Below are 25,526 nucleotides of genomic sequence, written 5' to 3'. Positions count from 1 at the left end.
TCCCGCATCTGCGAGCGCCCGATCCTCACCACAGGTGGCCGAGTATCCGCGTCACAGACAGGGCCGCCGCGATGACGAAAGCTGACCCCTCTTGTCGGGGTGTCCGAACGGGGTTAGATTGGCCGGACGTCGACAACGCTGTCTGGAGGGCCCTCATGGGACACTCGCTGCACCTCACCGTCGACGGCCAGGAGCACACCCTGGTCGTGGATTCCCGAACCACCCTTCTCGATGCCCTGCGGGACAGGCTGGGGGTGATGTCTGCGAAGAAGGGCTGCGACCACGGCCAATGCGGGGCCTGCACCGTCCTCGTCGACGGCCGTCGGCTCAACTCCTGCCTCGCGCTCGCGCTCACCCACGACGGTGCCGAGGTCACGACCGCCGACGGTCTGGCTCCCGAAGGCGAACTCTCCACCTTGCATCGGGCGTTCCTCGCCCTCGACGCATTCCAGTGCGGATACTGCACCCCGGGGCAGGTGTGCTCGGCCGCCGGCATGCTGGCCGAGGCCGCCGATGACGCTCCGAGCGTGGTCACCGAGGACCTCGAAGGGCCCGTGGAGCTGTCCGAGGAGGAGATCCGCGAGCGGATGAGCGGCAACCTCTGTCGCTGCGGAGCCTACGTCAACATCGTCGCGGCCGTGAGCCGAGCCGCAGAGGAGTCACGATGAACCCCTTCGACTTCGAACGCGCAACCGACACCGCCGGTGCCGTCGCCAGTGTCGCCGACAGACCCGATGCTGTATTCCTCGCCGGGGGAACCAACCTCGTCGACCATCTCAAGCTCGGGGTCGCGGAACCCGCCCTGGTCGTCGACATCAATCGCCTCGATCTCACCGACATCGAAGAGCTGGCGGACGGGGGCCTGCGGATCGGTGCGATGGTGCGCAACAGCGATGCCGCCGCCGATCCGCGCATCCGCCGCGACTACCCGATGCTCTCACGCGCCCTGCTCTCCGGCGCCTCCGGTCAGCTGCGCAACGTGGCCACGATGGGCGGCAACCTGCTGCAGCGCACCCGGTGCGTGTACTTCCAGGACACGACGACCCCCTGCAACAAACGCGAACCCGGCTCCGGCTGCTCGGCCATCGGCGGCTACACCCGCTACCACGCGATCCTCGGTGCCTCAGCGGACTGTGTGGCGACGCATCCCTCGGATATGGCGGTCGCTCTGACCGCACTCGACGCCGAGGTCGTCGTCCTCGGTCCGACCGGTGAGCGCCGGATCCCGGTCACCGAGCTCCACAGGCTGCCCGGCGACCGCCCCGAGCAGGACACGGTCCTCGAGCACGGCGAGCTCATCACGGCACTCGAACTTCCCTGCGCGCGCATGGGACGTTCGACGTATCGGAAGATCCGCGATCGCGCGTCCTACGCTTTCGCTCTCGTCTCCGTCGCGGCCCGGGTCGACGTCGACGCCTCGGGACCGGCACCGATCATCCGTGAGACCTCGATCGCCCTCGGCGGAGTCGCCCACAAACCCTGGCGTGCACGCGCCGCCGAGGCGGTGCTGCGTGGTGCGGAACCGACCGCCGAGACGTTCCTGGCAGCCGCCGACGCCGAGCTCGAGGCCGCGGAGCCCCTCGAGGGCAACAGCTTCAAAATTCCGATGACCCGTGGAGCGATCACCACCGTGCTCGCCGAGCTCACCGGAGCCTCGGAAGACCTGCCGGAGACGACCACGGAGGACGCTCATGAGTGACCTGCTCACGACCACGTCCGTCGGCACTCACCAGGTGCGCCTCGACGGACCCGACAAGGTGCGTGGACGCGCCCCCTACGCCTACGAACACCCCCTGACCGATCCTCTCTACCTCTACCCCCTGCAGGCGGAGATCGCCCGCGGACGCGCAGCGCACATCGATGCCTCCGCGGCGGAAGCAGCCGAGGGGGTGGTGTACGTGCTCACCGCCGACAACGCACCCGAGCTGGCGAGCACCGATGACGGCGAACTCGCGATCCTGCGCTCTGCTGAGATCGGATTCCGCGGCCAGTACCTCGGCGCTGTCATCGCGACCACCCCCGAGCAGGCCCGCCACGCGGCCGAACTCGTCGATATCACCTACGATCAGGACGATCACGATGTCGAGCTGCGGGAGGACCACCCCGCCGCGCGAGAACCGGAGTCCGGCAGCGGGGATGTGCGCACAGGCGATGTCGACACGGCCCTCGCCGAGGCGGCCGTGAGCATCGATGAGCGCTACAGCACGCCCATGGAGCACAACAATCCCATGGAACCGCACACCACCGTCGCCCGCTGGGACGGAGACTCACTGACCCTGTGGACCTCCACGCAGGGGGTGCACCCCGCACGGTCGACTCTGGCACCGGTCCTCGGCCTCGACCCGGAGGCGATCCGCATCATCTCCCCGCACGTCGGCGGCGGCTTCGGCTCCAAGGGCGTTCCCCACGCCGATATGATGCTGACTGCCCTCGCGGCCGAAGCAGTGCCGCGCCGGTCGGTGAAGTACGCCGTGTCCCGACAGCAGATGTTCGCGATCACCGGTTACCGGGCACCCACCCTCCAGCACATTCGTCTGGGCGCACGCAGCGACGGCACGATCACCGCCTTCGCCTTCGATGCAGTGTCCATGTCCTCACAGACCAAGGAGTTCCCCGAGGAGGCGACGAAGCCGGGCCGCATGATGTACGCCGGCGACAACCGCCGCCTCACCCAACGAGTGGTTCCGCTCGACGTTCCGGTGCCCTCATGGATGCGCGCCCCCGGAGAGGCACCGGGCATGGTCGGGCTCGAGATCGCCATGGACGAGCTCGCCGTCGCCGCAGGCCTCGACCCCATCGAGCTGCGGGTGCGCAATGACCCGACCACGGACCCGGACACCGGGCTGCCGTTCAATCAGCGCCGCCTCGTCGACTGTCTGCGAGAAGGCGCAGACCGCTTCGGCTGGGAGAAGCGGAATCCACAACCGCGCACCCGGCGGGAGAACGGCTGGCTCATCGGCATGGGGGTGGCCTCGTCGACCTATCCGGCCGGTCGGCAGCCCGGCTCCGTCGCGCGGATCCGCCGCACCCCCGAAGGCTTCGAGGTCTCGATCGGTGCCGCCGATCTGGGCACCGGCACATGGACGGCCCTGTCACAGGCGGCCGCGGACTGCCTCGGCGTCCCCATCGATCAGGTCGAGCTGCACATCGGCGACACCGCGCTGCCGAATGCGACCGTGGCCGGCGGGTCGACAGGGTTGGCCAGCTGGAGCACCGCGATCGTCGCCGCAGCGCAGGCGCTCCGCTCCGAACACGGCACCGACCCCGCCGTCGGCGCCGAGGCCCGCGGTGAGGCCGAGGCAAATCCGGCGGCGGAGAAGTTCGCCCTGCACTCCTTCGGGGCCCAGTTCGCCGAGGTCCGCATCCACCCCGCCACCGGAGAGATCCGGCTCAACCGCATGTTCGGAATGTTCTCCGCCGGTCGCATCGTCAATCCGAGCACCGCCCGCTCACAGTTCATCGGCGGGATGACCATGGGAGTGGGGATGGCGCTGCATGAGAAAGGCGAACTCGATCCCCGGTTCGGTCACGTCGTCAACCACGACCTCGCCGAGTATCACGTCCCCGTCAATGCCGACATCACCGATATCGAGGCCGACTGGCTCGATGAGGAGGACCCGCACGCCGGGCCGCTCGGCGCTCGCGGCATCGGCGAGATCGGCATCGTCGGTGCCGCCGCGGCGATCGCGAACGCCGCATTCAACGCCACCGGGGTGCGGGTCCGCGATCTGCCGGTCTTCGGCGACGCATTCCTGCCGACGTGAGCGCCGAGTCCGCCACGGCTCATCCCGATCGGCGCACAGCCCGCCGCCCTAGAGGGCTCATCCTCGCCGCCGGAGCAGGCCGCCGCCTCGGCCGGGGACCGAAGGCGCTGCTGGTGCGGGAAGACGGGCTCACCCTGGTGGAGTCAGTGCTCCTCGCCCTCCTCGGCGGAGGCTGCACGGACATCACTGTCGTCACCGGCGCACGAGGCGCCGAGGTCGCGAGAGTGCTTGACGGCCGCGACCTGGTGTCGATCGTTGACAACCCCGAATGGTCGTCGGGAATGGGCTCCTCCCTGCGCTGCGGACTGCAGACGATCGGTCCCAGCCACGACGTCATGGTCACGCCGGTGGACCGACCCGGCATCAGCGCCGAGGAGGTCGCGCGCCTCATCGCCGCCCATCGTCCCGGTGCGATCACCGCCGCGGGCCACCGGGATCCGAACGGATCGCTGCGCCGCGGTCACCCTGTGCTCTTCGACGCGAGGTGGACGCCTCACGCGGCAGCTGCCGCCCATGGGGACGTCGGTGCCCGCGACCTGCTCGAGGCGCGCCGGTCAGCCGTCGACCTCGTCGACTGCTCCGACCTCGACGACGGGACCGATATCGATGAGCCTGAGGACCTGCTCAGGTTGAGGGCTGCCGTCAGAGTTCGCCGCTGAGGGGAGCGACCTGCTTCCGACCGCTGCGGACAGCGAGGATCTCGGCGAGGATCGACACAGCGATCTCGGCGGGTGTGAACGCCTCAAGGTCGAGACCGATCGGCGAATGCAGCCGAGCCAGAGCGGCATTCTCCACTCCTGCTTCACGCAGCGCCGCACGCCGGTCACGGTCGCTGCGGCGCGAGCCCATCGCCCCGACATACGCCACATCGAGGTCGAGCGCGGCGGTCAGGGTGGGGACGTCGACCTTCGGGTCGTGGCTGAGGACGCAGATCATGCTGCGCTCGTCGACGTCCCCGGTCTCGACCGCCTCGGCAAGGAATCGGTGCGGCCACGCTCGGACCACCTCGGCGCCGGGAAATGACGTGGGATCGGTGAAGGCCGGACGGGGGTCGCACACGGTGATGCGCAGGCCCAAGGGTCTGGCCGCCTCGACGAGGGCGAGACTGAAAGCGTTGGCGCCGACGACCACGAGGTGGGCCGGCAGGGTGCGGGTCTCGACGAACAGTTCGATCGGTTCGCTGCCGCCCTCGGGCGGGGCGAGGCGGACCGGTCCCGTGCGGCCGTTGCGGATGCAGGCTTGGACACGGTGGGCGGCGGTCTCAAGCACCGATGTCGGCACCACGCCGTCGAGGCCGAGGGTGAGATCGTCGATGCCGGTCACGCTGCGTTCGCCTCCGGAGTCGGCAGCAATGAGCGCCACTGGGGCACAAGCGTCGTCGGCGGAAGGCAACCGCAGAACCACCGCGGCCGGTTCGCTTCCGCCGGCGTCAAGCCGCAGGCAGGCGTCACCTGAGCGGAAGGGCTGGATGAGCACATCGATGCGGCCACCGCACATCAGACCGACGTCGAAGGCATCCTCATCGCTGTAGCCGAACCTCTGCACCGAGGCGTCCCCGGTGGCGAGCGCCTCCCGGCACGCCTTGAGCACGGCCCCTTCGACGCAGCCGCCGGTGAGTGAGCCGACGATTCCGCCGGCGGCATCGATGAGCATCGAGGTCCCCGCCGGACGCGGGACCGACCCTTCGGTTGCGACGATCGTCGCGACGGCGACATCCTGCGGCTCCTGTGAGTCGAAGAGCCGCGTTGCGGCGGCAAAGAGAACATCGAGCATGGGCCGAGACTATACCGTCGGGAACCTCACCGACAGAGCCTTGACGCGAACGGATTATTCGGGCAGTTCGTACATCAGCCAGACACGATGAGTGCCGTCGGCTTCGTTCCTCAGCCCACCGATCCCAGTGATCCCGGCCAGGTCTCCGGTGCCGCTCGACGGAATGATGACGAACGATTCGTTGTCCCGGTCCTCACCGGATGTCGTCGCGGAATGAGTGAAGTTGAAGGTGCCCGAGCGTTCGTGCAGCTTCCCTGCGAACGACTCCATGGCGACATAGCCGCCGACGTCGGTCGAATGATCCACCGCGTAGGTGAACAGCGTCGTCGAGTACCCGCTGACTTTCCACGCTACCCCGAAAATGATCGGGATGGGACTGCGCACGAGGACAGGAGCGAAGAGTGCGGAAAGTCTGCGTCACAGCCAGGGGCGCATCGGCACTAGGGCGCGTTCGGCGAGCTTGGCCAGCCGGTGGCGGTTGAGCCACTCCGAACCGAGTTCGACACAGTGCATGGAGTCACTGTCGAAAACCTTCTCCATCTCGGCGGCGAATGCACGGTCGATGACTTCGACATTGGTCTCATAGTTGAAGGTCAGCGACAGCCGGTCGATGTTCGCCGTACCCACCGTCGACCATTCGCCGTCGACGGTGGCGACCTTCGAATGGATCATGCTCGCGGTGTAGAGCAGAACCGTGACCTCGGAGTTGATCATCTGCTCGAAGAATCCCCGCGAGAGCCAATCGCCGAGGATGTGGTTGGACTCCTGCGGAACCATGACCCGCACGTCCACGCCGCGCTCCGCCGCTTCGACGAGAGAGTGCAGCAGCTGCTGGTCGGGAATGAAATAGGGTGTCGTCAGCCAGATCCGCTTCTGCGCACGGGCGAAGGCGTTGAGATACATACTGCGAATGGGATAGACGAGGTGAATCGGAAGATTCGCCGAGACCCGCAGCTTCGACTCCCAGGCCGCGGGCGGCACCCATGCGATCTGTTCGCCGGAGTCGTGGAACTCGTTCCACACTTCCGCGATGGTCTGCCGCAGACCCCAGGCTCCGGGGCCGACCGATCGCAGGTGGGTGTCGCGCCAGTGACGGGCGTAGAGAGAACCGATGTTGAACCCGCCGACGAAGGCCACATCGTCGTCGATGACGAGGATCTTCGAATGGTTGAAACCCGAATGCCGCATCGGTCCCCGCCAGAATTTCCGCGCCACAGTCGGCAGGCGCAGCACACGGACCTTCTCGGAGAGCTGATGGTAGAACGAGCTGGGTACCGATAGGTTGGCGAAACCGTCGTAGATGAGATGGACCTCCACACCGCGGGCCGATGCCGCGTTGAACGCGTCGATGAACCTCTGACCCACCTCGTCGTTCTTCCAGATGAACGTCTCCATGAGGATCGACTCGCGTGCGGAGCCGATCGCATCGAGCATGTCCTCGTAAAGAGTGGCACCATCGGTGTAGATGTCGAGCTCCGACTGTTCGACCGTCGACCTGAACGTTCCCGGTCGCGGCGCGGGGCGCGACTTACGGCCTCGTTTCTGGATGAGGTCGACGGCCATCGAGACGGCGACGGTCGCCGGCACCGCACTGGCGAGTCCGGCGACCACCCAGGGCACGATCCGACGCAGACGGTCGACTTGGCGGAGCGCAGGATTTCTCAAAGGAGACATCCGCTCACTCTATCCCCTCCGCCAGCTCCGCCCTTCTCAGGCGAAGATGCTCACTCCCCCGGGCCCGACGAGGCAACCGACGACGATGAGTACGACTCCCCAGAGAATCTGCTTCCTGAAGATGGCGAAGATTCCTGAGATGACGAGGATCGCTGCGATGATCCAGAGAATGACAGCCATGGGTACTCCTTCATTCGGTGAGTGCGAAGGCCGCTTACCGGCAACCGGTTCGCCTTCGAATCGCCAATCTAACACCGCTTCGCTGACCAGGCAGGACGGCGACGGTGCCTCAGCAGGTGGAACCGGGAACGACACTCCCGGCAAGCGAATCCGATGGAAGAGCGTGCGAACCACCCCCGTACACTGTTGCCGAAGCTGAACTGTTCTGACCGGACTTCGAGGCGAGGAGCCAGCCATGCCCCATTATCGCTCACAGGCGGGATATCTCCGGCGGCCGGAGTTCGTCACCGACCTGCTGCAGATCGCCAAGGGCGTGATCGCCGCCACCGGCGCCTGGTGGGTCTCTGACGCCGTGCTTGACAGTCAGATGCCGTTCCTTGCTCCGTGGACGGCACTGCTGACGGTCCACGCCACCGTCTACAGATCGTTCTCTCGAGGGGTGCAGACGACGATCGCGTCGACGATCGGCGTTGGAGTCTCCTTCCTCATCGGCAACTACCTCGGTGTCAGCCTCTGGACCTTCGCCCTGGCCATGTTCGTCGGTCTGGCCGGTGCCCGCCTGTCGTGGATCCGCGACGAAGGAGTGGCGATCGCGACGACGGCGATCTTCATCCTCGGCTCCGGATTCGATTCTCAGCAGCCCCTGCTCGTCGACCGACTCGTCGAACTCGCCCTCGGAGTGGCAGTCGGCCTCGCAGTCAACCTCCTCATGGTCCCGCCTCTGCGGGACCGGCAGGCGGCTCGCTACATCGACAGTGTCAACCGTCAGATGGGCGAAGTCCTCATCGACATGTCGGACCAGTTCTCCCGCTCCTGGGACTCGGATGCCGCCCAGGAGTGGTTCGAGCGGACTGAGTCCATGAGCCGAGAGCTCCAATCGGCGTGGCAGACCGTGCGATTCGCCCGCGAGAGCCGACGCATCAATCCCCGCACAGCGATCCGTGCCAGGAGACTGCGACGCCGGGGAGACATAGCCGACTCCGCGGAGAAGGAAAGCTACGAGAACATCCTGTTCAGAGCCGACGAAGGCATCTCCCACCTGCGGAACCTCGCCCGCACTCTCCGTGAGGCCTCCTCATCCGAAAGAGAATGGAACACCTGGTTCCGCGATGAGTGGGCGTCGATCGTCGCCGATGCCGGACGGTCCATCGCCGATCCCGATGCCGAGGTCGAACCGATCTTCGACCGTCTCCAACAACTGTCGACCGATATCTCCCAGGACCGGTCGCTTCCGGAGACCACGTGGCCGATCTACGGCTCGCTCATCACGAGCCTGCGCCATATCGTCGTCATCGTCGACGATATCGCCTCGGCGCGCGGCGCACGGGAATCCGACTGACCCCGACGCCCTGGGAACGTACGCGCGGGTCTGAGCCCGAAGAACTCAGGCCTCTGCCTCGTCGTCGGTGTCGCGGCGTTCGCGGCGTTCGCTTTCGCGCTTGCTGTACGTTGCTCGCCGAATCTCATCGTCGCTGTCGAAATTGGAGCCGAGTGCTCCGGCCAATGTGCCCAGACAAGCCGCCAACCACGCAAGCCTCGGATAGTTGAAGAAGCTCACGGAATGCATGAGTTCGGAACCGAGCTGACCATCATCGACGACGACCAGTCCCAGTGCGAACAAGAAGGCGAACAGGACCAGGAACATCAGGGCCACGCTGGTACCCACCATGATGACCGTGGTGGTGTTGTCCAGCCCGCCCTGCCATGCGTACACCGCATCGCGCCGCTTGGTCCAGAGGCGATTGCGGAAGATCAGCCAGAAGGTCAGTGCCGCGATGACGAGCAGACCGATCAGGAGCAGACGCGCCGGATGCAGGGAATCGGCCAATGTCCACATCGAACTGTAGAAGACACCGAATGTGCCCACGGCCGCCGCCGCGGCGATGGAGGTGGTCAGCGCGGGCAGCATCCGCCCGGGCCGGTTGCTGCGCACCATTCCCGTCAGCAGCCGCAGCCGGTTGAGCCATCCGGGCATCACGATGTAGGCGGTGTCATCCCGTCCCGGACCGGAGTCACCGCGGCCCCCGCGCGCACTTCTGAGTTTCGCGATCGATCGCACGGAGTCCTCCAACGAGCTCTGTCCCGTCCCTTCCTGCGTCGAGAAGATGAGCGCGACCACCAGATTCCGTGTCTGTGCCAGAAGACGATGAGCGCCTAATGCCGGAACCGAGACCAGCAGAGCCCGATTGGCGGTGCTGACTTCGCACAGCATCGGCTGAGTGTCGTGGTGACGGGGCAGTTCGGTCAGGTAGACGATGTAGTCCCATTCGTACCGGCTTCGCAGGTCTTCGGCTCTATCCATGAAGGGGATATCGCCGTCGGGGGTGAGTGAGAACGATTCGGTGCTGACTTCGACGTGCCACTCGATGTCCTCGATACGATCGGCCAATTCTCGTTTCAGAGACCCTGCGACCGACTGAGCGATCTTCTGCGGCACACCAGGATCAGCCATCAGTCCGACAACCTTCGCTTCTGAACCCATGCTTTTATCCTGAATCACGGGGCTCCTACCGTCTACCCCCTGCTGCAGGTGCGCCCGGTGCCTATTGAACAGCCCACCATCCTGTGTGCCTCCGTCGCACGTCTGCTCGCCGGTAGCGCTGCGTCAATGGTCGGTGCCGCGCTGCATCAATGGTCGGTTGCCAAGCGCACTCCGAGAGCGATCATCACGGCAGCACTCGTGCGATCGAGCCAGATCTTGACGCGTTCACGTGTGAGCACGCCTCGAGCGCGAGTGGCGGCGAGGACGATCGCCGAATGCCAAAAGATGCCGACTGCCAGAGCGATGGACACCAGCAGCATTCCCCACCCGCCGGCTGTCGCTTCTGTGGGGAGGAACTGGGGAAGGATACTGATGTAGAAGACTCCGACTTTGGGGTTGAGCATATTGCTGATCAATCCGCTGCGAGCAGCATCGATCGCGTTCTGTGGAGCTGGTGCCGCAGTCTCCGTGTCGGTTGCCCGGTTGCGCGGAAGGGACTTCCAGATCGCCATACACCCCAGCCACACGAGATAACACGCTCCAGCAATTCGCACCACGTCGTATGCGATCGTTGAGGCGGCAAGCAACGCAGTCAGGCCGACGAGGCTGGCAACTGCCCATATGGCATGCCCGACTTCGACACCGACAACGGCGGCGAATCCTGAGCGCCGACCGTGGAAGAGTGTCGACCGTAGGACGATCATGAGGTCAACTCCAGGTGTGGCCGCGCCGATGACTGCCACGAGGGCCCAGGCTATCAGCTGCTGTGGTTCCATTGTCCTCTTCCGAGCGAAACTGTTCGTAGTCAACCGTGCCAACTTATCGGCATGGGGACAGCTGAGGGGGCTAGCCAGTGCTCGAAAGCTGCGTTTCAATGGGGGCATGAGAGCTATCTGGACCGGATCCATCGCCTTCGGCCTCGTGAATGTGCCCGTGAAGCTGTACTCGGCCACGGAGAACCACGACGTGCGAATGCACCAGGTCCACAAGAAGGACGGAGGGCGGATCCGCAATCAGCATCGTTGCGAGGAATGCGGAAAGACCGTCGAGTACGACGACATGGATAAGGCTTTCGACGACGGCGAGCACCGCGTGGTCCTCACAAGTGAGGACTTCGAGGCTCTTCCGGCAGAGGACAACGACGATATCGACGTCCTGCAATTCGTGCCCAGCGACGAGATCGACCCCATCATGCTTGAGAAGGCCTATTTCCTCGAGCCGACGTCGAAGACGCCGAAGGCCTACCTCCTATTGCGTAAGACGCTCGAGGACACCGAGCGGACCGCGATCGTCAAGCTCACTCTGCGCACCCGGACGCGTCTGGCCGTGCTGCGGGTGTGCGGAAAGGTCCTCATGATCCAGACTCTGCGCTGGGCTGATGAGATTCGCGACGTCGACTTCAAGGGAGTGAACTCGAAGGCGAAGATCTCGGATAAGGAACTCGAGATGTCGGAGAAACTCGTCGAGTCCTACTCGGAGGACTTCACCCCCGAGGAGTTCAGCGACGATTACCAGGTCGAGTTGCGCAAACTCATCGACGCGAAGATCGAATCCGGCGAGAGCCTCGACATCGAGAAGACCTTCGACGAGGAAGACTCCGAGGAGGACACCGGGGGCGATGTCATCGATCTCATGGAGGCGCTGCGCAAATCCGTGGACAGCTCGCGGTCGTCGAAGAAGGGGTCATCGAAGAAGTCGGCTGCGAAGAAGACCTCGGCGAAGAAATCGGGGACGAAGAAGTCGGAGACGAACAAGTCGTCCACCGCGAAGAAACGCACGGGATGAGGAGCCGCGGAGAGGAATCGGCATGACGAGACAGCCCATCGACAGCACGGTCGCGTTCCTCAGAGACGGCTATGCCTTCGCCTCCCGCCGCTGCGAGACCGAGGGCGCCGACCTCTTCACCACGCGTCTGTTCCTCAAACCGACCACCTTCATCCTCGGTGAGGAGGCGGCGGAGATCTTCTACGACGGCGAGCACCTCACCCGTGCGGGAGCGATGCCCACGAGCGTCCAGCATCTGCTCCAGGACGAAGGCTCCGTCCAAGCCCTCGACCCACCGGCCCACCACCGGAGGAAGGCGGCCTTCCTCTCGCTCATGGACAGCGGATCGGTCGACCGCCTCGGCGAGATCTTCGAGGAGGAATGGGCGCTGGCACGCGATGCTCGGCCCGGGCCGCGACGGATCGTCCTGCACGACTTCGCCCGCGCAGTGCTCACGCGCACGGCCTGCCGGTGGGCGGGCATCGACATCGAGGACACCGATGTGCCTCGCCTGACGCGCGAGCTGGGCCTCATGGTCGACCGGGCGGGCACGAAGGGACCTAGCAATTGGAACGCCCGGCGGCGCAGGCGCGGCGCGGAGAACTGGGCGACCCGGCAGATCGAGAAAGTGCGCCGAGGCGACTCGTCGCCGTCTGACGAGGCCGCCTTGGCCGTCTTCGCCCACCACACTGATGCCGATGGGCAGCTCCTGTCGCCGGAGGTCGCGGCCGTCGAGCTCATCAATGTCCTCCGTCCCACGGTCGCCGTGGCCCGATTCATCGTGTTCGCCGCCGTCGCACTCACCGAACACCCACGCTGGCGCGAGGCTTTCGCAGCGGACGAGGAGACCGACCTCGAACCATTCGTCCAAGAGGTACGCCGCTTCTTTCCTTTCTTCCCTGCAGTCCCCGGACGGGTCCGCACACCTTTCGAATGGCACGGCCATCGGTTCGACGTCGACGACCGCGTCGTTCTCGACCTCTTCGGCACCTGCCACGACAGACGTCTGTGGGCAGACCCCGGAGCATTCGAACCCGCACGATTCCGCGGATTCCGCTGGGCCGAAGACCCCAACACACTTATCGCCCAAGGAGCAGGCCGACACGAGAGCGACCACCGCTGTCCCGGCGAATGGAGCACCGTCGAGCTCCTCAAGCGAGCGACCCGACTCTTGGCACGCGACGCGTCCGACGTACCCACTCAGGACCTGTCCATCCCGCTCAACCGCTTTCCGACCCTGCCTCGCAGCGGTTTCGTCTTCCACACCGGAACCATCGGAGCGGACAGCTGAGAAGGAGGAGACCCGATGCATCCGACGCGAGCCTCGCCGGCCTGCGTACACCGCACACCTCAATGACCGAAACCTCGAACCGACTACGAAGGAGAAGTTCACACCATGCCGAAGACGACGAAGACAGGAAAGCCGAAGGAGAGCGAGCTGCCCTCGACGCTGGAGAAGTCGAGCAAGAAGGCGCAGCGGACCTTCGCCAAGGCCTACGACTCGGCCATCGACCAATACGGAGACGAGAAGCGCGCTCACCAGGTCGCCTACGACGCGCTCAAACACAGCTATGAGAAGGTCGGCGACAAGTGGGAGGCGAAGGACTCCTCCGGCCCGTCGGACGCTCAGAGCTCCGGTGGCAAGAACACCGACCGCAAGACCGCCGGCGGAGTCGACGCGAAAGCCTCGAAGGAGCACCTCTACGAGCAAGCGAAGAAGCTGAAGATCTCGGGACGTTCGTCGATGACGAAGAAAGAACTCGTCGACGCACTCGAGAAGGAGAGCAAGCGCAAGACGAAGCAGAACTCCTGACACCGAGCTGAAGCGGCGAAAACGAAGCGGCATGGAGAGATCTTCCGGCAGCCGAACGCCGGGACTAGCGTGAGGATCTCCGTCCCGCTGTCCCAACAGACGCACAATCAGAGATCGGAGCACCATGACAGATACAGTCACCGTTCCCGAACCGCAAGGATCCAAAGCCACCCAGAGGGAGAACGCCGAGAGGGGATTCGTCGCACCCGAGTCGCTGACGAAGAACCTGCAGAACGTCCTCGTCGACTTCATCGCTCTCAGCCTGGTCGCCAAACAGGCGCACTGGAATATCGTGGGCACGAACTTCCGAGATCTCCATCTCAACCTCGACGAAGTGACGACAGTGGCCCGCAGCGGCAGCGACGCCCTCGCCGAACGGATGAGGGCGCTGCACGGTTCGCCCGACGGACGGCCCGCGGTCATCGCCGCTCAGACCGATCTGGCGACGTTCCCGGCCGGAGAGATCACCACTCACGATGCGATCGACCACGTCGTGGACGCGATTGAGACGACGGTCGGCAGCATGCGCAGCTGCCACGACGAGGTCGACTCCGCCGATCCGACGACCGCCGATCTGTTCCACGAATACATCGCCCAGCTCGAGCAGCAGGCCTGGTTCATCAGCGCAGAGACGCGCCGGCCCAGCTGAGGCCGCCCCCGCCGTGGAGGCACAGCCGCCCCGGTAGCGGTGCCGATGAACCACCCACCAGCAAGGAGATTCCCATGTCCGTCTGCGACACCTGCGGAAACGACTACGAACAGACATTCACCCTGTCATTCGGAAACAGCTCGTGGACATTCGACAGCTTCGAATGCGCGATACACAAGGCCGCACCCACCTGCGAACACTGCGGATGCCGCATCCTCGGCCACGGAGTCCATGACGGCGAATCCGTGTTCTGCTGCTCGCACTGTGCGCGCGAGGCAGGACATACTAAGGCCACCGACGACAAAGGAGGAAGCCGATGAGCGACCAACTGACCTTCCAGGACCCCACCACTCGCTTTCCCGACATCTCACCGCCGAAGCAGGATCAGCCCGAACCGGGCCTCGACGCGGAACTTATCCCCGGCACGGATCGCGGTGAGGACAGCTACACCGGCACAGGCAGGCTCCGCGGGCGCAGGGCGCTGATCACCGGCTCGGACTCCGGCATCGGATCCGCCGTCGCGATCGCCTTCGCCCGTGAGGGAGCCGATGTCGCTCTGTCCTATCTGCCCGCCGAGGAGGAGGATGCCCAGCACGTCTGCGAAGTCATCCGTCAGGCCGGTCGCAAGGCCGTGCCTCTCCCGGGAGACCTGTCCGATCCCGAGTACTGCCGCGAAGTGGTCCGCCGGGCGGCAGAGGAACTTGGCGGGCTCGATGCGGTGGTCAACAATGCCGGCCGACAGATCGCCGTCGAAGACATCGCCGACCTCACGGACGAGCAGTGGGAGGACACGTTCCGGACGAACATCCACGCGATGTTCCGGGTCTCTCAGGCCGCGCTCGAACATCTCGAGCCCGGATCGACGATCGTCAACAGCACCTCCGTGCAGGCGTATTCGCCGTCCGCTCACCTCATCGACTATGCGTCGACGAAAGCGGCGATCAACAACTTCACGAAGGGGTTGGCCACTCAACTGGCTCCGAAGGGCATCCGAGTGAATTCCGTGGCACCGGGGCCGATCTGGACCCCGCTGCAGGTCTCGGACGGCCAGCCGAAGGAGGCGTTGCCGCATTTCGGCAAGAACACTCCGCTGGGACGGGCAGGGCAGCCGACAGAGCTCGCACCCGCGTACGTCTTCCTCACCTCGTCGGAGTCGAGCTATGTGATCGGTGAGACCCTCAACGTCAACGGCGGCCAGCCCACCCCCTGATCGGCCGCTCCAGGACGGTCGCCGCGGCCCCGCGCCCCGAAGGAGACCTGATGAGTTCACACGATGACAAGCAGCCGAAACCGAACACCGACCGGCACGGCACCGGCAATCCCAACCTCGATCCGGGCCCAGCCGGTGACCCCGACCTCGATGAGGGCGGAAGCGTCCGACCAGGTGCGACTCCTCCTGAGTCGCACTCGGCGACCGCCTCGCCGCCTCACCCTCCGGCGTCGCGGCCCCCGAAGACGAAATGGGTGATCGTCGGAATCAGCTGCCTGCTGGCGATCATGATCTTCTTCTTCGTCGCCTATATCGTCGGGGTCTTCGGCTGATCCGACCGCAGCGAAGACTCAGGTGCGGTGAGAGGAACGGGAACAGCCCGGTCCTAATCACGGTCCTGCGTCGACCGTCCGCTCCCGTCATCAGCCAGCACGCCCTGCGGGCGGTCGGCTTCGGTCATGGCAGAGAGAAACCGCAGCACGGCCTGGCGCTCCCGGCTGTTCAGAGTCGCGATCACGTCGAAGCGACGGGCATGCTGGCGCCCCACCGACTCGTGCGCTGCCTGCGCGGTCTCCTCTGTCACCTCGATGCTGGTGGTGCGCCTGTCGTGGGGGTGGGGAACCCGGATCAGGTGCCCACCGGCGACGAGGCGATCGACGAGCTTCGTCGTCGAGGCGCTGGAGATCCCGACGGCAGCAGCGATGTCCTTGGGAGTGACGATGAGCCCCTGGCGCTGCGCGCGGATGAGCAGGCGGATGGTGCGCATATCGCTGTCGTTGAGCTGCATATACCGCCGCGACGCCTCGGCGAGGTCGCGTTCGGCCTCGTGCCACTGCCGCAGGGCCTCCATCAGCGCGGTGCACTCCGCGATCTCGGATTCGGACAGGGCCGAGCGATCGGAGAACTCCGATTCATTCGAGAAGTAGGTCAGCCCAGCTGCCTTCGAGTCTGCGGACGGCACGCTGACAGCATACCGCTGACGTGTTAGATTGAACTCTCGCCAGGCTAAAGAAATTGGAGAGCGTCCTGACCGTCGAATCCCGCCTCGTCGAAGTCCTCGCCGCTGCTCGGCGACGCTCTCGAGTCCGAACTCAGCAGTACGAACAGCTCTGGGAAGCGCTGTCGAGGATGGCGTTGGGCGGAAAGATGATCAGGCCCCGCCTGCTCATCGATGCCCATGAGGGCCTGGGAGGCACGGCAGCGCAGGCCGCGACGGACGCCGCCGGCGCGATGCAGCTGCTGCACATCGGCCTGATCATCCACGATGATGTCATCGACAACGACACCGTCCGGCGAGGAGAGATGAACATCACCGGTCAGTTCTCCTCCGAGGCCATGCTCCTCGGCGCCACGAGCGCCGCAGCGCAGACGTGGGGGATCTCCTCGTCCCTGCTCGCCGGTGACCTCATGCTCAACGAGGCCCAGTCCCTCCTGGCGCGCCTCGACCTCGAGGCGCCGCGCAGACTCGCGATCCTCGACATCTACGATGAGACGATCGCCGAGAGCGTCGCTGGAGAACAGTCCGACGTGTGGCTGAGCCTCCACCTCGACGAGGCTGACTCCGGTGACGTGCTCACGATGATCGGACGCAAGACCGCCGCCTACTCGTTCGAAGCCCCGCTGTCCATCGCCGCGGTCCTCGCCGGAAGCGACGACAGACTGGTCGAGCGGCTGCGCGCCATCGGCCGCCGCATCGGCATCGTCTATCAGCTCAGGGACGATGTCCTCGGGCTCTTCGGCGATGAGCACGAGACCGGCAAATCCGTACTCAGCGACCTCCGAGAAGGCAAGGAGACCCTGCTCATCAACACGGCCCGAACCCATTCGGCCTGGTCCCAGGTCGCCCATCTCTTCGGCGATCGGGGCCTCGACGCTGAGGGTGGCCTCCGGCTGCGGCAGGCCATCGAGGAGTCCGGGGCGAGGGCATACGTCGAGTCGATGATCGCCGAGCACTGCGAGACCATCGCCGGGCTCATCGCCGAGGCGGAGCTGCCGCAGGCGCTTGCCGGCAGACTCGCGGACCTCACCTCCGCCTGCAGTCTGAGGTGCGCATGAGCGGGGCCGATCGGCACCGTCCAAGCCGGCTGGCGGCACCCGGCGACGAGCCGGACGGTCCCCCGGTCGAGCAGGTGCCCTTCGAACACGGTCCCGACCTCTGGCGCATCCGCTCCTTCGACGCCGCCCGCCAGGTGCTGCGGGCCCGACACCTCACGACTCAAGCCGGATTCACCGCAGAGCGGATTCCTCGCGGCGTCTTCCGCCGCCACCCGATCCTCATCTCCGACGGGGAGTCCCATGACTCGCAGCGCCGAGAGCTCGCCCGATTCTTCGCCCCCGCTGTGATCGCCGACAGGTACGGCGAGCGCATCGATGCTCTCGCGCAGGACACGGTCGGCCGTGTTGCCGCGACCGGCCGGTGCCGCCTCGACAAGGTGGCTCTGCGCTTCTCCGTGGCCGTGACCTCCGAAGTCGTGGGACTGACCGAATCCTCCATCACGGGCATGTCGAGGCGGCTCGAGGGATTCTTCACCCAGCCGCCGGTCAACCTCGCCGCCCCCGGTTGGGGGCGGACCCGGAAGCAGTGGCTGCAGGCCGCGGTCAACGGCCTCGTCCCGATCGTCCGGTTCTACCTCGCCGACGTCCGACCGGCGCTTCGGGCCCGGCGCCGCAGGCAGCGCGAAGACGTCCTGTCCCATCTCATCGGGGCCGGACACAGCACGTCGGACATCCTCGTCGAGTGCGTCACCTACGGCACGGCCGGGATGGTCACCACCCGCGAATTCATCACCATGGCGTGCTGGCACCTGCTCTCCGATGACGAGCTCGGGGCGGAGTACCTCGCGGCCGACCGGCCTCGCCGGTTGGAGATTCTCGAGGAGATCATCCGCCTCGAACCGGTCGTCGGCCACCTCTTTCGACGCGCTCAGGCCGACATCGAGGTCACAGCGCCGGGTCGCACCGTGACGATCCCCGCCGGGGACCTCATCGACGTCTGCGTCCGCGCGACGAACACCGATGAGCAAGCGATGGGGCCCGAGCCGCATTCCCTGTGTCCGGTGCGGCACACCGCAGAAGCCGTCCCGGCGGTCGGCATGAGCTTCAGCGACGGTGCGCACAAGTGCCCGGGGCAGTCGCTGGCGCTGTTCGAGACCGATGCGCTCGTCCATCGCCTGCTCGACCGCGGCCCGCGACTGGTCACCGAACCGAAGATCGGCTGGGACAGCGTCATCTCGGGCTACCGGCTGCGCGGACTCCAACTGGTCTTCGACGAGGGCTCCGGCCCGGAGAGGAGACTGCCGTGAGCGCCTTCGAGTATCTGCTCCTCATGGGTGCCTGCGTCCTCATCACCCTGCCCCTGGAGCTGTTCTTCCGGGCTCGGGTGTACCGCCGGTGGAGAACCGTGCTGTGGGCGCTCGTGCCCGTCATGGTCGTCTTCTGCCTCTGGGACGTCGTGGCCATCGCCCGCGACCATTGGGTGTACAACCCGCGATTCGTCACCGGCATCCACCTCGGCAACCTGCCGCTCGAGGAGCTCGTGTTCTTCCTCGTCATCCCCCTGTGCGCCCTGCTCAGCTATGAGGCGGTCGGCACGGTGCTCACGGCGGTTCGCAAGCGCCGTTCCGAAGGAGGCGGCGAACGATGAGCGTGCCCGAGTACTCGATCATGACCGTCGTCGGGATGATCCTCGTCGTCGGCCTCGAGCTGTTCGTCTTCCGATCAGGCATCTTCCGCCGGGCGAAGTACTGGGCGGCGCTGGGCATCTGCATGGTCTTCCAGTGCTTCGTCGACGGCTGGCTGACGAAGCTTTCGGATCCCATCGTCATCTACAATCCGCAGGGTCTGAGCGGCATCCGGTTCCCGTGGGACATCCCGATCGAGGACTTCGGCTTCGGCTTCGCCATGATCACCGCCGTCCTCATGCTCTGGCAGTGGCGCCTGAACAGGCACGCTGCGTCCACCGGAGAAGAGAGCATATGAACCGCCGCGCCTCCCAGCTACGCCCCCGCGACCGGCACGCGATCCTCAACCCCTCCCACCCGGGGCGTCCGCGTCTGCTGCGGCCCAAGCGGGTGACCGTCGTCGGCGGCGGCATCGCCGGACTGGCCGCGGCCGCGGTCCTCGCCGAGCACGGCGTGAGTGTGCACCTGGTCGAGGCCGAATCCAGCCTCGGTGGACGGGTCCGGGCCTGGAGCCTCGACGGGGACCGGTCGATGAGCCGCGGATTCCATGCCTTCTTCCGCCAGTACTACAATCTCCGCAGCCTGCTCGCACGCGCCGATCCCGGCCTCGACCGTCTGGTCCCGGTCACGGACTATCCACTCGTGGGTCGGGACGGTCTGCGCGACTCCTTCGCCCGGATTCCCCGGACTCCCCCGCTCAGTCTCGCGGGATTCGTGCTCACCAGCCCGTCCTTCCCGCTGCGTGGTCTGGCCGACGTCGACCTGACGACGGCATTCGAACTCATCGACGTCGACTTCCCGGACTCCTATCGACGCTACGACGGAGAGTCGGCCGAGCAGTTCCTCGACCGGCTGCGGTTCCCGGTCGGGGCGCGGCATCTCGCGCTCGAGGTCTTCGCCCGCTCTTTCTTCGCTCACCCTGCGGACTTCTCCGCCGGGGAGCTCGTCGCGATGTTCCACACGTACTTCACGGGCTCCGCCGAAGGGTTGCTCTTCGACGTCCCCGACGATGACTACGACACCGCGCTGTGGTCGCCCCTGAGCGAATACCTCGCCGAGGCTGGGGTGCGGATCGAGACCGACACCGCGGTCACCGCGCTCCGCCCACAGGACCGAGCGGGCAGGTGGCGCGCCGAGACGACGAGTGGGGTGCTCGAGAGCGATGCGCTCGTGCTCGCCGCTGATTCGCGAAGCACTCGGACGCTGCTGGCCGGACTCGAGGACTCGATCGACGCCGACGCTCTCGACCATTCGACGGCCGCCGGCTCACCGGCCGCGGGCACGGAGACTCGAGAGCGGTGGCTGAGCAGTGTCACCTCGCAGCGGAATGCGCCGCCGTTCGCGGTGCTCAGACTGTGGCTGCAAGACGAGGTGGATCCGAGCCGCCCGGCCTTCCTCGGCACGACCGGCTATGCGCTGCTCGACAACATCTCGATCCTCGAACGCTTCGAGGCCGGGGCCGAGAGATGGCGGCACAAGCACGGCGGTTCCGTCGTCGAACTCCACGCCTATGCGCTCGGCACCGCGCATCGAGGCAGCCCGCGAGGGATGCTCGAGTCTGAAGACGTCGACCGGGAAGCCGTGACGCGCCAACTGCTGGCCGACCTCCACGAGGTCTATCCCGAGACAGCCGACAACCCCATCACCGCCCAGGAGCTGCTCATCGCCGATGACTGCGCACTGGCCGACACGCGGCCGCACGACGACCGCCCCGGGGTCACAACTGCGTTTCCCGGACTGGTGCTCGCCGGGGATTCGATCCGCTGTGAGGCACCTGTGGCGCTCATGGAACGCGCGGCGACGACGGGATTCATGGCCGCGAACGAACTGCTCGCCGGTTGGCGGGTGGAGGGAACCGAGATCTGGTCGCCGCCTCGGCGCGGTCTGCTCCGCCGGGGTCCCCTCGGCGCACTGCGCAGGAGTGGGGCAACGGGGCCCAGGCGAGGAGTAGGCACCGGGCGCTGACCGCCGACCCCAAGTCCCTCACTGTGCAGGGATCGGCAGTGGTCCCGGGCTGGAGTCTCCGCGGAGGCGTTTGAGGACGAGTTCGGCGCTGATGAGGCACATCGGCACGCCGACCCCGGGCGCCGTCGTGGCACCGGCATAGAACAGCCCGTCGACTGCCTTCGAAGAGTTCTGCCATCGGAACATCGCGCTCTGGCGCAACGTGTGCGCGGGCCCCAGCATGCCGCCGAGCCAGGAGTTGAAGTCCTCGGCGAAGTCCGTCGGTCCCAGCGTCCTGCGCACTCTGATGCGCCGGCGCAGGTCGGGGATGTCGGCCCATCGGGCGATCTGGTCGATCGCACGATCGGCGGCCGCTTCGATCCGCGGATCTCCTGTCCCGTCGTCTCCCCCGGCTCCGAGCCCTGCATCGGCGGGGACGGGGATGAGGAGGAAGAGATTCTCGTGCCCGGGCGGAGCGACGGTGGGATCGGTGGCGCTGGGACGGCAGGCATAGATCGAGGCCGGTGAGGGGATCTTCTGCGTGGACCCGAAGATCGCGTCGAAGTTCGACTCCCAGTCCTCGGTGAAGAACAGCGAATGATGCGCCACCTCCTCGAGCTCGCCTTCGATGCCGAGGAAGACGAGCACCGCCCCGGGGCCGCTCGTCACTGACGACCAGGAGCGTTCCGGGAAGCTCTGGTCCTCGGGGCCGAGCAGCTGCGTCTCCGTGTGGTGGAGGTCGGCGGCGGAGACGATGACGTCGGCGGAATGCGTGCGTGTGCGTCCAGCGCCATCGGTCCAACGCAGACCGGTTGCCCGGCGTCCGGTCCGTCCGGGGCCGGGTGCTGCCTCGGTGTCGATGTGCGTGACATCGGCTCCTATGTGCAGGCGCACCCCGGAGCGTTCGGCCAGCCGGACGAGGGCGTCGATGATCGTATGGAACCCGCCCATGGGGTAACTGACACCTTGGTCGAGGTCGAGGGTGCTCATGAGGTGGTAGATCGCCGGTGCCCGTCGCGGGTCGGTGCCGAGGAAGATCGCGGGGTATTGGAGGATCTGGCGCAGCACCGGATCGTGGAACGATGCGTTCGCGAAGTCGGTCAGAGAGGTCCCCAACTGCCGGAACAGTGTCGGCAGCGCGCCGAGGATGTCCCGATGGAGCAGGGACCGTGGCGAGGTGAAGGGGTTGTAGAGGAAGTGGGCGAGCGCGAGTTCCTTTGTGTGCTCGGCCGAGACGAGGTAGTCGTCGAGGGCATCTCCCGTGCAGCGCTCGACACTTTCGAAGGTCGTCCGCACCCGGGACCTGCCCTGCGGGATCGTCAGTTCTCGCGTGCGTCCCGGGGCCCCCGTGTTCTCATCGACCGGTCCCGGTGGGCTGAACACGGTGTAGCCGGGATCGAGCGTGCGCAGGTCGAGTTCGGCCTCGGCGGAGGTGCCGGCGAGAGCGAAGAAGTGTTCGAAGACCTCGGGCATGAGGTACCACGACGGGCCGGTGTCGAAGCGGAAGCCCTCACGCTCGAACACGCCGATGCGCCCGCCGAGTTCGGAGTTCTTCTCGAACAGGTCGACCGAGTGCCCTTCGCGGGCGAGGAGGATCGCCGTGGCCAGCCCGGCGGCTCCCCCACCGATGATCCCGGTTCGCAGACCACTCCCGGCGGGAGCGCCGGGACCGGGCCGCCGGCTCATGAACGCCCCTCACGGGCTGCGGTCATGAGCGCGTGCGCGGTCAGCCGAGCCTTGACGGCATTCGGGACCCGCACTCGCTGCCTGTAGAGGTCCGCGACCGGGGTCGCGGCGATCCTGTCGGTCAGCGCGGTGAAGAGGGCGCAGGCGCAGCGAACCGCGGTGCGCGCGTCCTTCGGCAGTTCGGTGATGGCGTCCTGGGCGGCGGCGAGCTGCTGCCGGATCGTGTCCACCCACTCGGCTTTCTCACCCTCGGTGAGTCGGTGTCCCGGAGTGAGGTAGCTGCGGCCGAGACGCTGATCGTCGTCGGCCAGGTCGCGCAGGAAGTTGACGTTCTGGAACGCCGCTCCCAGCTGCCGTGCCCCGTGCTCGAGGCGTGCGACCTCGGCGGGGGTGCGATCGAGATCGATGAGGAAGACCTTGAGGCACATGAGCCCGACGACCTCGGCGGACCCGTAGACGTACTCATCGTGGGCATGAGAGTCGAAGCCGCGGACCGGGGACGTACCGCCCTCGACCTCGAGGCCGGATGGGCCACCGGGATCCGCGGGATCGAGGTCGGCGTCCATGGAGGCGAAGAAGGGGTCGATGAGTTCGTCGTCGATGCCTGCTGCTCGAGCGGTCCTGGCAAAGGCGTGGACGACGAGATTATCGCTGATGCCGGTGTGCAGCGCCGCGCGGGTGGCCGAAGCGAAACTGCCCAGCATCTCCCGCTGCTCGGTCTCGGCAAGCCCGGCCTCGGCGGCCAGACCGTCGACGATCTCATCGGCGATGCGCACCAGGGCATAGATGTTGCGGATATGGTGCCGGTTCCTGACGCCGAGCAACCTGACGGCCAGCCCGAAGGAGGTCGAATAGCTCGCGATCACTGCCCTGGCCGCGTCCTCGGCGGTGCGCGTGTAGAGCTCATCGGTCGGGGTGGAGCTGCGCGGCGTCATATTCGTTAGCTTAGCTAAATATCTGCCAAGTAAGCGAATCTCCGCTCGGGTGGCGTCGCGGTGTCACTCGAGGACCAGGCAGAATGGACGCCCGATCGGGTCGGCGTAGACGCGGAAGGTCGGGTGCTCGTCCGAATCGTCGAGGAGCCTGCCGCCGGCGTCGAACACCGTGGGCTCGGCGTCCTCATAGGAGGAGACGAGGATGTCGATATGGACCTGCAGCGGAACGGAGTTGTCCGGCCAGGTCGGGGCCACATAGTCCTCTGCCCTTTGGAAGGAGAGGATCTCCCGGCCCGAGGGCTCGTAGAGGTTGACCCAGTCGGCGTCCTCGTCCGGTGATACGCTGCCGCCGAGCAGCCTGCGGTAGAACCGGGCCGTTTCGATCGGTACGGGGCAGTCCATAGCGGTGGTGTTGAGGCGTCCGATCATCGTGATCCTTCCTTCCTCACCGAAGTGCAGGGGAATGCTGTGGCCGTGAGCGCAGTCTCCATGGGACCACGTTATGCTCCCGGCCTTGACAGCGACAAGACCCGTCGGTGCCCAATGCAAACCCCCGCTTTGCCGTTGCGAGGACCGAGGTTGAGGATTCCCGAGGTCGCTCGGGTCGCCTAGACGAAACCCGCGGATCTGTAAAGACCCTTCCACAGAAACTTCGCGCTCAATAGCGTCTCTGGCACAACGGGAGTCCCGGTGGCTCCCCGATCCGATTCGGAGGATGACATCATGACTTCACCCATCCAACTGGCCCGCACCTATGCTCGCTCCTATGAGGCGTCGTCGCGCAAGGGCAAGGGCACGATCCTCGATACGCTCACGGAGGCGACCGGGTGGACTCGTGATCACGCGCGCCACCAGCTGCGCAGCCAGTTCCACCAGATCAGAGCCGGGGTCTCCCTCGACGCTGTCGTCGACCGCCGTCGCCTCAAGCCGAAGAAGTTCTCCTCTCGTGCCCAGCGGGCTCTCGAACTCGTGTGGAAGTCCTCCGGCCGCCCCTGCGGCAAGTACCTCGAGGCGGCGATGGCCGACTGCCTCGACTCCTTGGAGAGGCACGGTCACCTCCGCGAGGGACGGCACGGCTATTCGCCCTCGGTGCGAGGGGAACTCCTCGACATCTCCGCGGCGACGATCGATCGGTACCTGCGCGGTGCCAAGGCCGGCGACCACGACGATTCGTGGCTGACCGGCACCGGGGCGGGGATGCGTGCTTCCCTCCCGCGGCAGCGCATGCGTTCGCTCCTCGAGCCCGAACCCGGCTACTTCCTCGTCGAACTGCTGACGATCACGACACCGACCGACGAGGACTGCGTCACAGTGACATTCACCGACGTGGAGATCGGGTGGGTGCACACAAGGACCTTCGCCCCCGGCACGCAAGTGGTCGACATGCTCGCGCAGATGGTGCGCGCGGTGCCTTTCATCGTCACCGGAATCCTGTTGCCGCCGGCGGTCCCGGACAGCGCCATCGAGAAGTGGGCAGAGGACAACCTCATCGAATTCCACTGCATGAGCGATCTCCGACAAGGGTCTCGCGTACCCGATCGGACGTTCAGCGGCCTCAACCTCCCGCTCGGCACGCCGCACGACATCGATGCCGCGGTCGCGAGAGTCAACCAGCTGTGGTCGGCCCTGGCCGACCGCCTCAATTACTTCATGCCTGTCAAGAACCCCGTGGGCTGGCGCCTCTCTCCTGCAGGAGAGCGTCGACGCGAATACGATCGTCCGGACACGCCGGTCTCCCGACTCATCGCATCCGGCATCCTCTGCCCCGAACAGACTCGGGAACTGATTGAGAAGAGTCAGGGACTCGACATCGCCGGGCTCACCGCACGCGTCGAGGAGCTGAAGTCGACTCTGCGGTGAAGGGACACTTCGCCGCCAGGTCCGGCGGTAGGCGACGAGAAACGGCCGTCGGAGGCCATTGACGAAGATCCCGACATGGACGAATACTGAAGACAGCGATCCCAGGGTCGAC

Annotated in this window: 28 protein-coding genes; 18 read left to right on the top strand and 10 right to left on the bottom strand. The window is 66.1% G+C overall.

What is annotated here, in order from left to right:
- Window positions 1-155 precede the first annotated feature (155 nt).
- The 4 genes from HIM68_RS05805 to HIM68_RS05790 are packed head-to-tail and all read left to right on the top strand — an operon-like array spanning window position 156 to window position 4,423.
- Window positions 156-668, top strand: coding sequence for a (2Fe-2S)-binding protein (locus HIM68_RS05805; RefSeq protein WP_172170577.1), 513 nt, complete (start codon window positions 156-158; stop codon window positions 666-668).
- Entirely contained in the window at window positions 665-1,699 is a 1,035-nt protein-coding gene (locus HIM68_RS05800) for a xanthine dehydrogenase family protein subunit M (RefSeq protein WP_172170575.1), read from the top strand. The genes HIM68_RS05805 and HIM68_RS05800 overlap by 4 nt, the downstream gene beginning before the upstream one ends.
- Complete coding sequence (locus tag HIM68_RS05795; RefSeq protein WP_172170573.1) at window positions 1,692-3,764, top strand: xanthine dehydrogenase family protein molybdopterin-binding subunit; 2,073 nt, start codon at window positions 1,692-1,694, stop codon at window positions 3,762-3,764. Before HIM68_RS05800 ends, HIM68_RS05795 begins: the two co-directional genes overlap by 8 nt.
- Window positions 3,761-4,423, top strand: coding sequence for a nucleotidyltransferase family protein (locus HIM68_RS05790; protein WP_172170571.1), 663 nt, complete (start codon window positions 3,761-3,763; stop codon window positions 4,421-4,423). The genes HIM68_RS05795 and HIM68_RS05790 overlap by 4 nt, the downstream gene beginning before the upstream one ends.
- Here HIM68_RS05790 and HIM68_RS05785 read toward each other — a convergent pair.
- From HIM68_RS05785 to HIM68_RS05770, 4 genes are read right to left on the bottom strand one after another with little or no spacing between them, the layout of a single operon-like run.
- Window positions 4,407-5,537, bottom strand: a complete 1,131-nt coding sequence (locus tag HIM68_RS05785; protein ID WP_172170569.1) for an XdhC family protein — start codon at window positions 5,535-5,537, stop codon at window positions 4,407-4,409. The two genes, HIM68_RS05790 and HIM68_RS05785, sit on opposite strands and share 17 nt — an antisense overlap.
- Window positions 5,538-5,591: 54 nt before the next feature.
- Complete coding sequence (locus HIM68_RS05780; protein WP_172170567.1) at window positions 5,592-5,921, bottom strand: DUF3224 domain-containing protein; 330 nt, start codon at window positions 5,919-5,921, stop codon at window positions 5,592-5,594.
- Between the two features lie 33 nt (window positions 5,922-5,954).
- Window positions 5,955-7,211 (bottom strand): phosphatidylserine/phosphatidylglycerophosphate/cardiolipin synthase family protein, encoded by a 1,257-nt coding sequence (locus HIM68_RS05775; protein WP_172170565.1) that lies wholly within the window; start codon window positions 7,209-7,211, stop codon window positions 5,955-5,957.
- Window positions 7,212-7,247: 36 nt separating this feature from the next.
- Window positions 7,248-7,391: a GPGG-motif small membrane protein gene (locus HIM68_RS05770; protein WP_172170563.1), complete on the bottom strand. Its 144-nt coding sequence runs from the start codon at window positions 7,389-7,391 to the stop codon at window positions 7,248-7,250.
- A 235-nt stretch (window positions 7,392-7,626) separates the two neighbouring features.
- On the opposite strand from HIM68_RS05770, the gene HIM68_RS05765 reads away from it, so the two are divergent.
- Entirely contained in the window at window positions 7,627-8,730 is a 1,104-nt protein-coding gene (locus HIM68_RS05765) for an aromatic acid exporter family protein (protein WP_172170561.1), read from the top strand.
- Window positions 8,731-8,775: 45 nt separating this feature from the next.
- Here the strand turns inward: HIM68_RS05765 and HIM68_RS05760 are convergent, their stop codons facing one another.
- Window positions 8,776-9,873 (bottom strand): hypothetical protein, encoded by a 1,098-nt coding sequence (locus HIM68_RS05760; protein WP_172170559.1) that lies wholly within the window; start codon window positions 9,871-9,873, stop codon window positions 8,776-8,778.
- A gap of 146 nt (window positions 9,874-10,019) precedes the next feature.
- The gene (locus HIM68_RS05755; protein ID WP_172170557.1) at window positions 10,020-10,649 is read right to left on the bottom strand and encodes a LysE family translocator; all 630 of its coding nucleotides are present in this window, start codon (window positions 10,647-10,649) and stop codon (window positions 10,020-10,022) included.
- A gap of 106 nt (window positions 10,650-10,755) precedes the next feature.
- Between HIM68_RS05755 and HIM68_RS05750 the strand changes: the two genes are divergently transcribed.
- The 7 genes from HIM68_RS05750 to HIM68_RS05720 all read left to right on the top strand — a co-directional run bounded on the left by HIM68_RS05750 (window position 10,756) and on the right by HIM68_RS05720 (window position 15,641).
- A complete protein-coding gene (locus HIM68_RS05750) occupies window positions 10,756-11,658 on the top strand; it encodes a Ku protein (RefSeq protein ID WP_172170555.1) in 903 nt (300 codons plus the stop codon).
- Window positions 11,659-11,680: 22 nt separating this feature from the next.
- Window positions 11,681-12,928, top strand: coding sequence for a cytochrome P450 (locus tag HIM68_RS05745; protein WP_172170553.1), 1,248 nt, complete (start codon window positions 11,681-11,683; stop codon window positions 12,926-12,928).
- Between the two features lie 105 nt (window positions 12,929-13,033).
- Window positions 13,034-13,450, top strand: coding sequence for a ChaB family protein (locus tag HIM68_RS05740; RefSeq protein WP_172170551.1), 417 nt, complete (start codon window positions 13,034-13,036; stop codon window positions 13,448-13,450).
- A 124-nt stretch (window positions 13,451-13,574) separates the two neighbouring features.
- Window positions 13,575-14,099: a Dps family protein gene (locus HIM68_RS05735; RefSeq protein ID WP_172170549.1), complete on the top strand. Its 525-nt coding sequence runs from the start codon at window positions 13,575-13,577 to the stop codon at window positions 14,097-14,099.
- A gap of 74 nt (window positions 14,100-14,173) precedes the next feature.
- On the top strand, window positions 14,174-14,419 hold the full coding sequence (locus HIM68_RS05730; RefSeq protein WP_172170547.1) for a hypothetical protein: 246 nt from the start codon (window positions 14,174-14,176) through the stop codon (window positions 14,417-14,419).
- Complete coding sequence (locus tag HIM68_RS05725) at window positions 14,416-15,309, top strand: SDR family oxidoreductase (RefSeq protein WP_167198730.1); 894 nt, start codon at window positions 14,416-14,418, stop codon at window positions 15,307-15,309. Before HIM68_RS05730 ends, HIM68_RS05725 begins: the two co-directional genes overlap by 4 nt.
- 50 nt (window positions 15,310-15,359) lie before the next feature.
- Window positions 15,360-15,641 (top strand): DUF6480 family protein, encoded by a 282-nt coding sequence (locus HIM68_RS05720; RefSeq protein ID WP_167198733.1) that lies wholly within the window; start codon window positions 15,360-15,362, stop codon window positions 15,639-15,641.
- 53 nt (window positions 15,642-15,694) lie between these two features.
- On the opposite strand, the gene HIM68_RS05715 is transcribed toward HIM68_RS05720, so the two are convergent.
- Window positions 15,695-16,270, bottom strand: coding sequence for a MarR family winged helix-turn-helix transcriptional regulator (locus HIM68_RS05715; protein ID WP_367647444.1), 576 nt, complete (start codon window positions 16,268-16,270; stop codon window positions 15,695-15,697).
- 53 nt (window positions 16,271-16,323) lie between these two features.
- Here HIM68_RS05715 and HIM68_RS05710 point away from each other — a divergent pair, with 53 nt between their 5' ends.
- The 5 genes from HIM68_RS05710 to HIM68_RS05690 are packed head-to-tail and all read left to right on the top strand — an operon-like array spanning window position 16,324 to window position 20,954.
- Window positions 16,324-17,364, top strand: coding sequence for a polyprenyl synthetase family protein (locus tag HIM68_RS05710; protein WP_172170545.1), 1,041 nt, complete (start codon window positions 16,324-16,326; stop codon window positions 17,362-17,364).
- Window positions 17,361-18,611 (top strand): cytochrome P450, encoded by a 1,251-nt coding sequence (locus HIM68_RS05705; protein ID WP_172170543.1) that lies wholly within the window; start codon window positions 17,361-17,363, stop codon window positions 18,609-18,611. Before HIM68_RS05710 ends, HIM68_RS05705 begins: the two co-directional genes overlap by 4 nt.
- Window positions 18,608-18,952: a lycopene cyclase domain-containing protein gene (locus HIM68_RS05700; protein WP_172170541.1), complete on the top strand. Its 345-nt coding sequence runs from the start codon at window positions 18,608-18,610 to the stop codon at window positions 18,950-18,952. The genes HIM68_RS05705 and HIM68_RS05700 overlap by 4 nt, the downstream gene beginning before the upstream one ends.
- Window positions 18,949-19,287 (top strand): lycopene cyclase domain-containing protein, encoded by a 339-nt coding sequence (locus tag HIM68_RS05695; RefSeq protein WP_172170539.1) that lies wholly within the window; start codon window positions 18,949-18,951, stop codon window positions 19,285-19,287. The genes HIM68_RS05700 and HIM68_RS05695 overlap by 4 nt, the downstream gene beginning before the upstream one ends.
- Entirely contained in the window at window positions 19,284-20,954 is a 1,671-nt protein-coding gene (locus tag HIM68_RS05690) for an FAD-dependent oxidoreductase (RefSeq protein WP_172170537.1), read from the top strand. Before HIM68_RS05695 ends, HIM68_RS05690 begins: the two co-directional genes overlap by 4 nt.
- A gap of 18 nt (window positions 20,955-20,972) precedes the next feature.
- On the opposite strand, the gene crtI is transcribed toward HIM68_RS05690, so the two are convergent.
- The 3 genes from crtI to HIM68_RS05675 all read right to left on the bottom strand — a co-directional run bounded on the left by crtI (window position 20,973) and on the right by HIM68_RS05675 (window position 23,983).
- Entirely contained in the window at window positions 20,973-22,619 is a 1,647-nt protein-coding gene (gene crtI / locus HIM68_RS05685; RefSeq protein ID WP_172170535.1) for a phytoene desaturase family protein, read from the bottom strand.
- A complete protein-coding gene (locus HIM68_RS05680) occupies window positions 22,616-23,554 on the bottom strand; it encodes a squalene/phytoene synthase family protein (RefSeq protein ID WP_172170533.1) in 939 nt (312 codons plus the stop codon). The genes crtI and HIM68_RS05680 overlap by 4 nt, the downstream gene beginning before the upstream one ends.
- Window positions 23,555-23,617: 63 nt before the next feature.
- Window positions 23,618-23,983, bottom strand: a complete 366-nt coding sequence (locus HIM68_RS05675) for a VOC family protein (RefSeq protein ID WP_172170531.1) — start codon at window positions 23,981-23,983, stop codon at window positions 23,618-23,620.
- 294 nt (window positions 23,984-24,277) lie between these two features.
- Between HIM68_RS05675 and HIM68_RS18800 the strand changes: the two genes are divergently transcribed.
- Window positions 24,278-25,414, top strand: a complete 1,137-nt coding sequence (locus tag HIM68_RS18800) for a hypothetical protein (RefSeq protein WP_216656962.1) — start codon at window positions 24,278-24,280, stop codon at window positions 25,412-25,414.
- Window positions 25,415-25,526: the final 112 nt, after the last annotated feature.

This window comes from Brevibacterium sp. CT2-23B (genome assembly GCF_013168765.1).
Classification (GTDB): domain Bacteria; phylum Actinomycetota; class Actinomycetes; order Actinomycetales; family Brevibacteriaceae; genus Brevibacterium; species Brevibacterium sediminis.
This window is presented reverse-complemented; position numbering and strand designations above follow the sequence as displayed.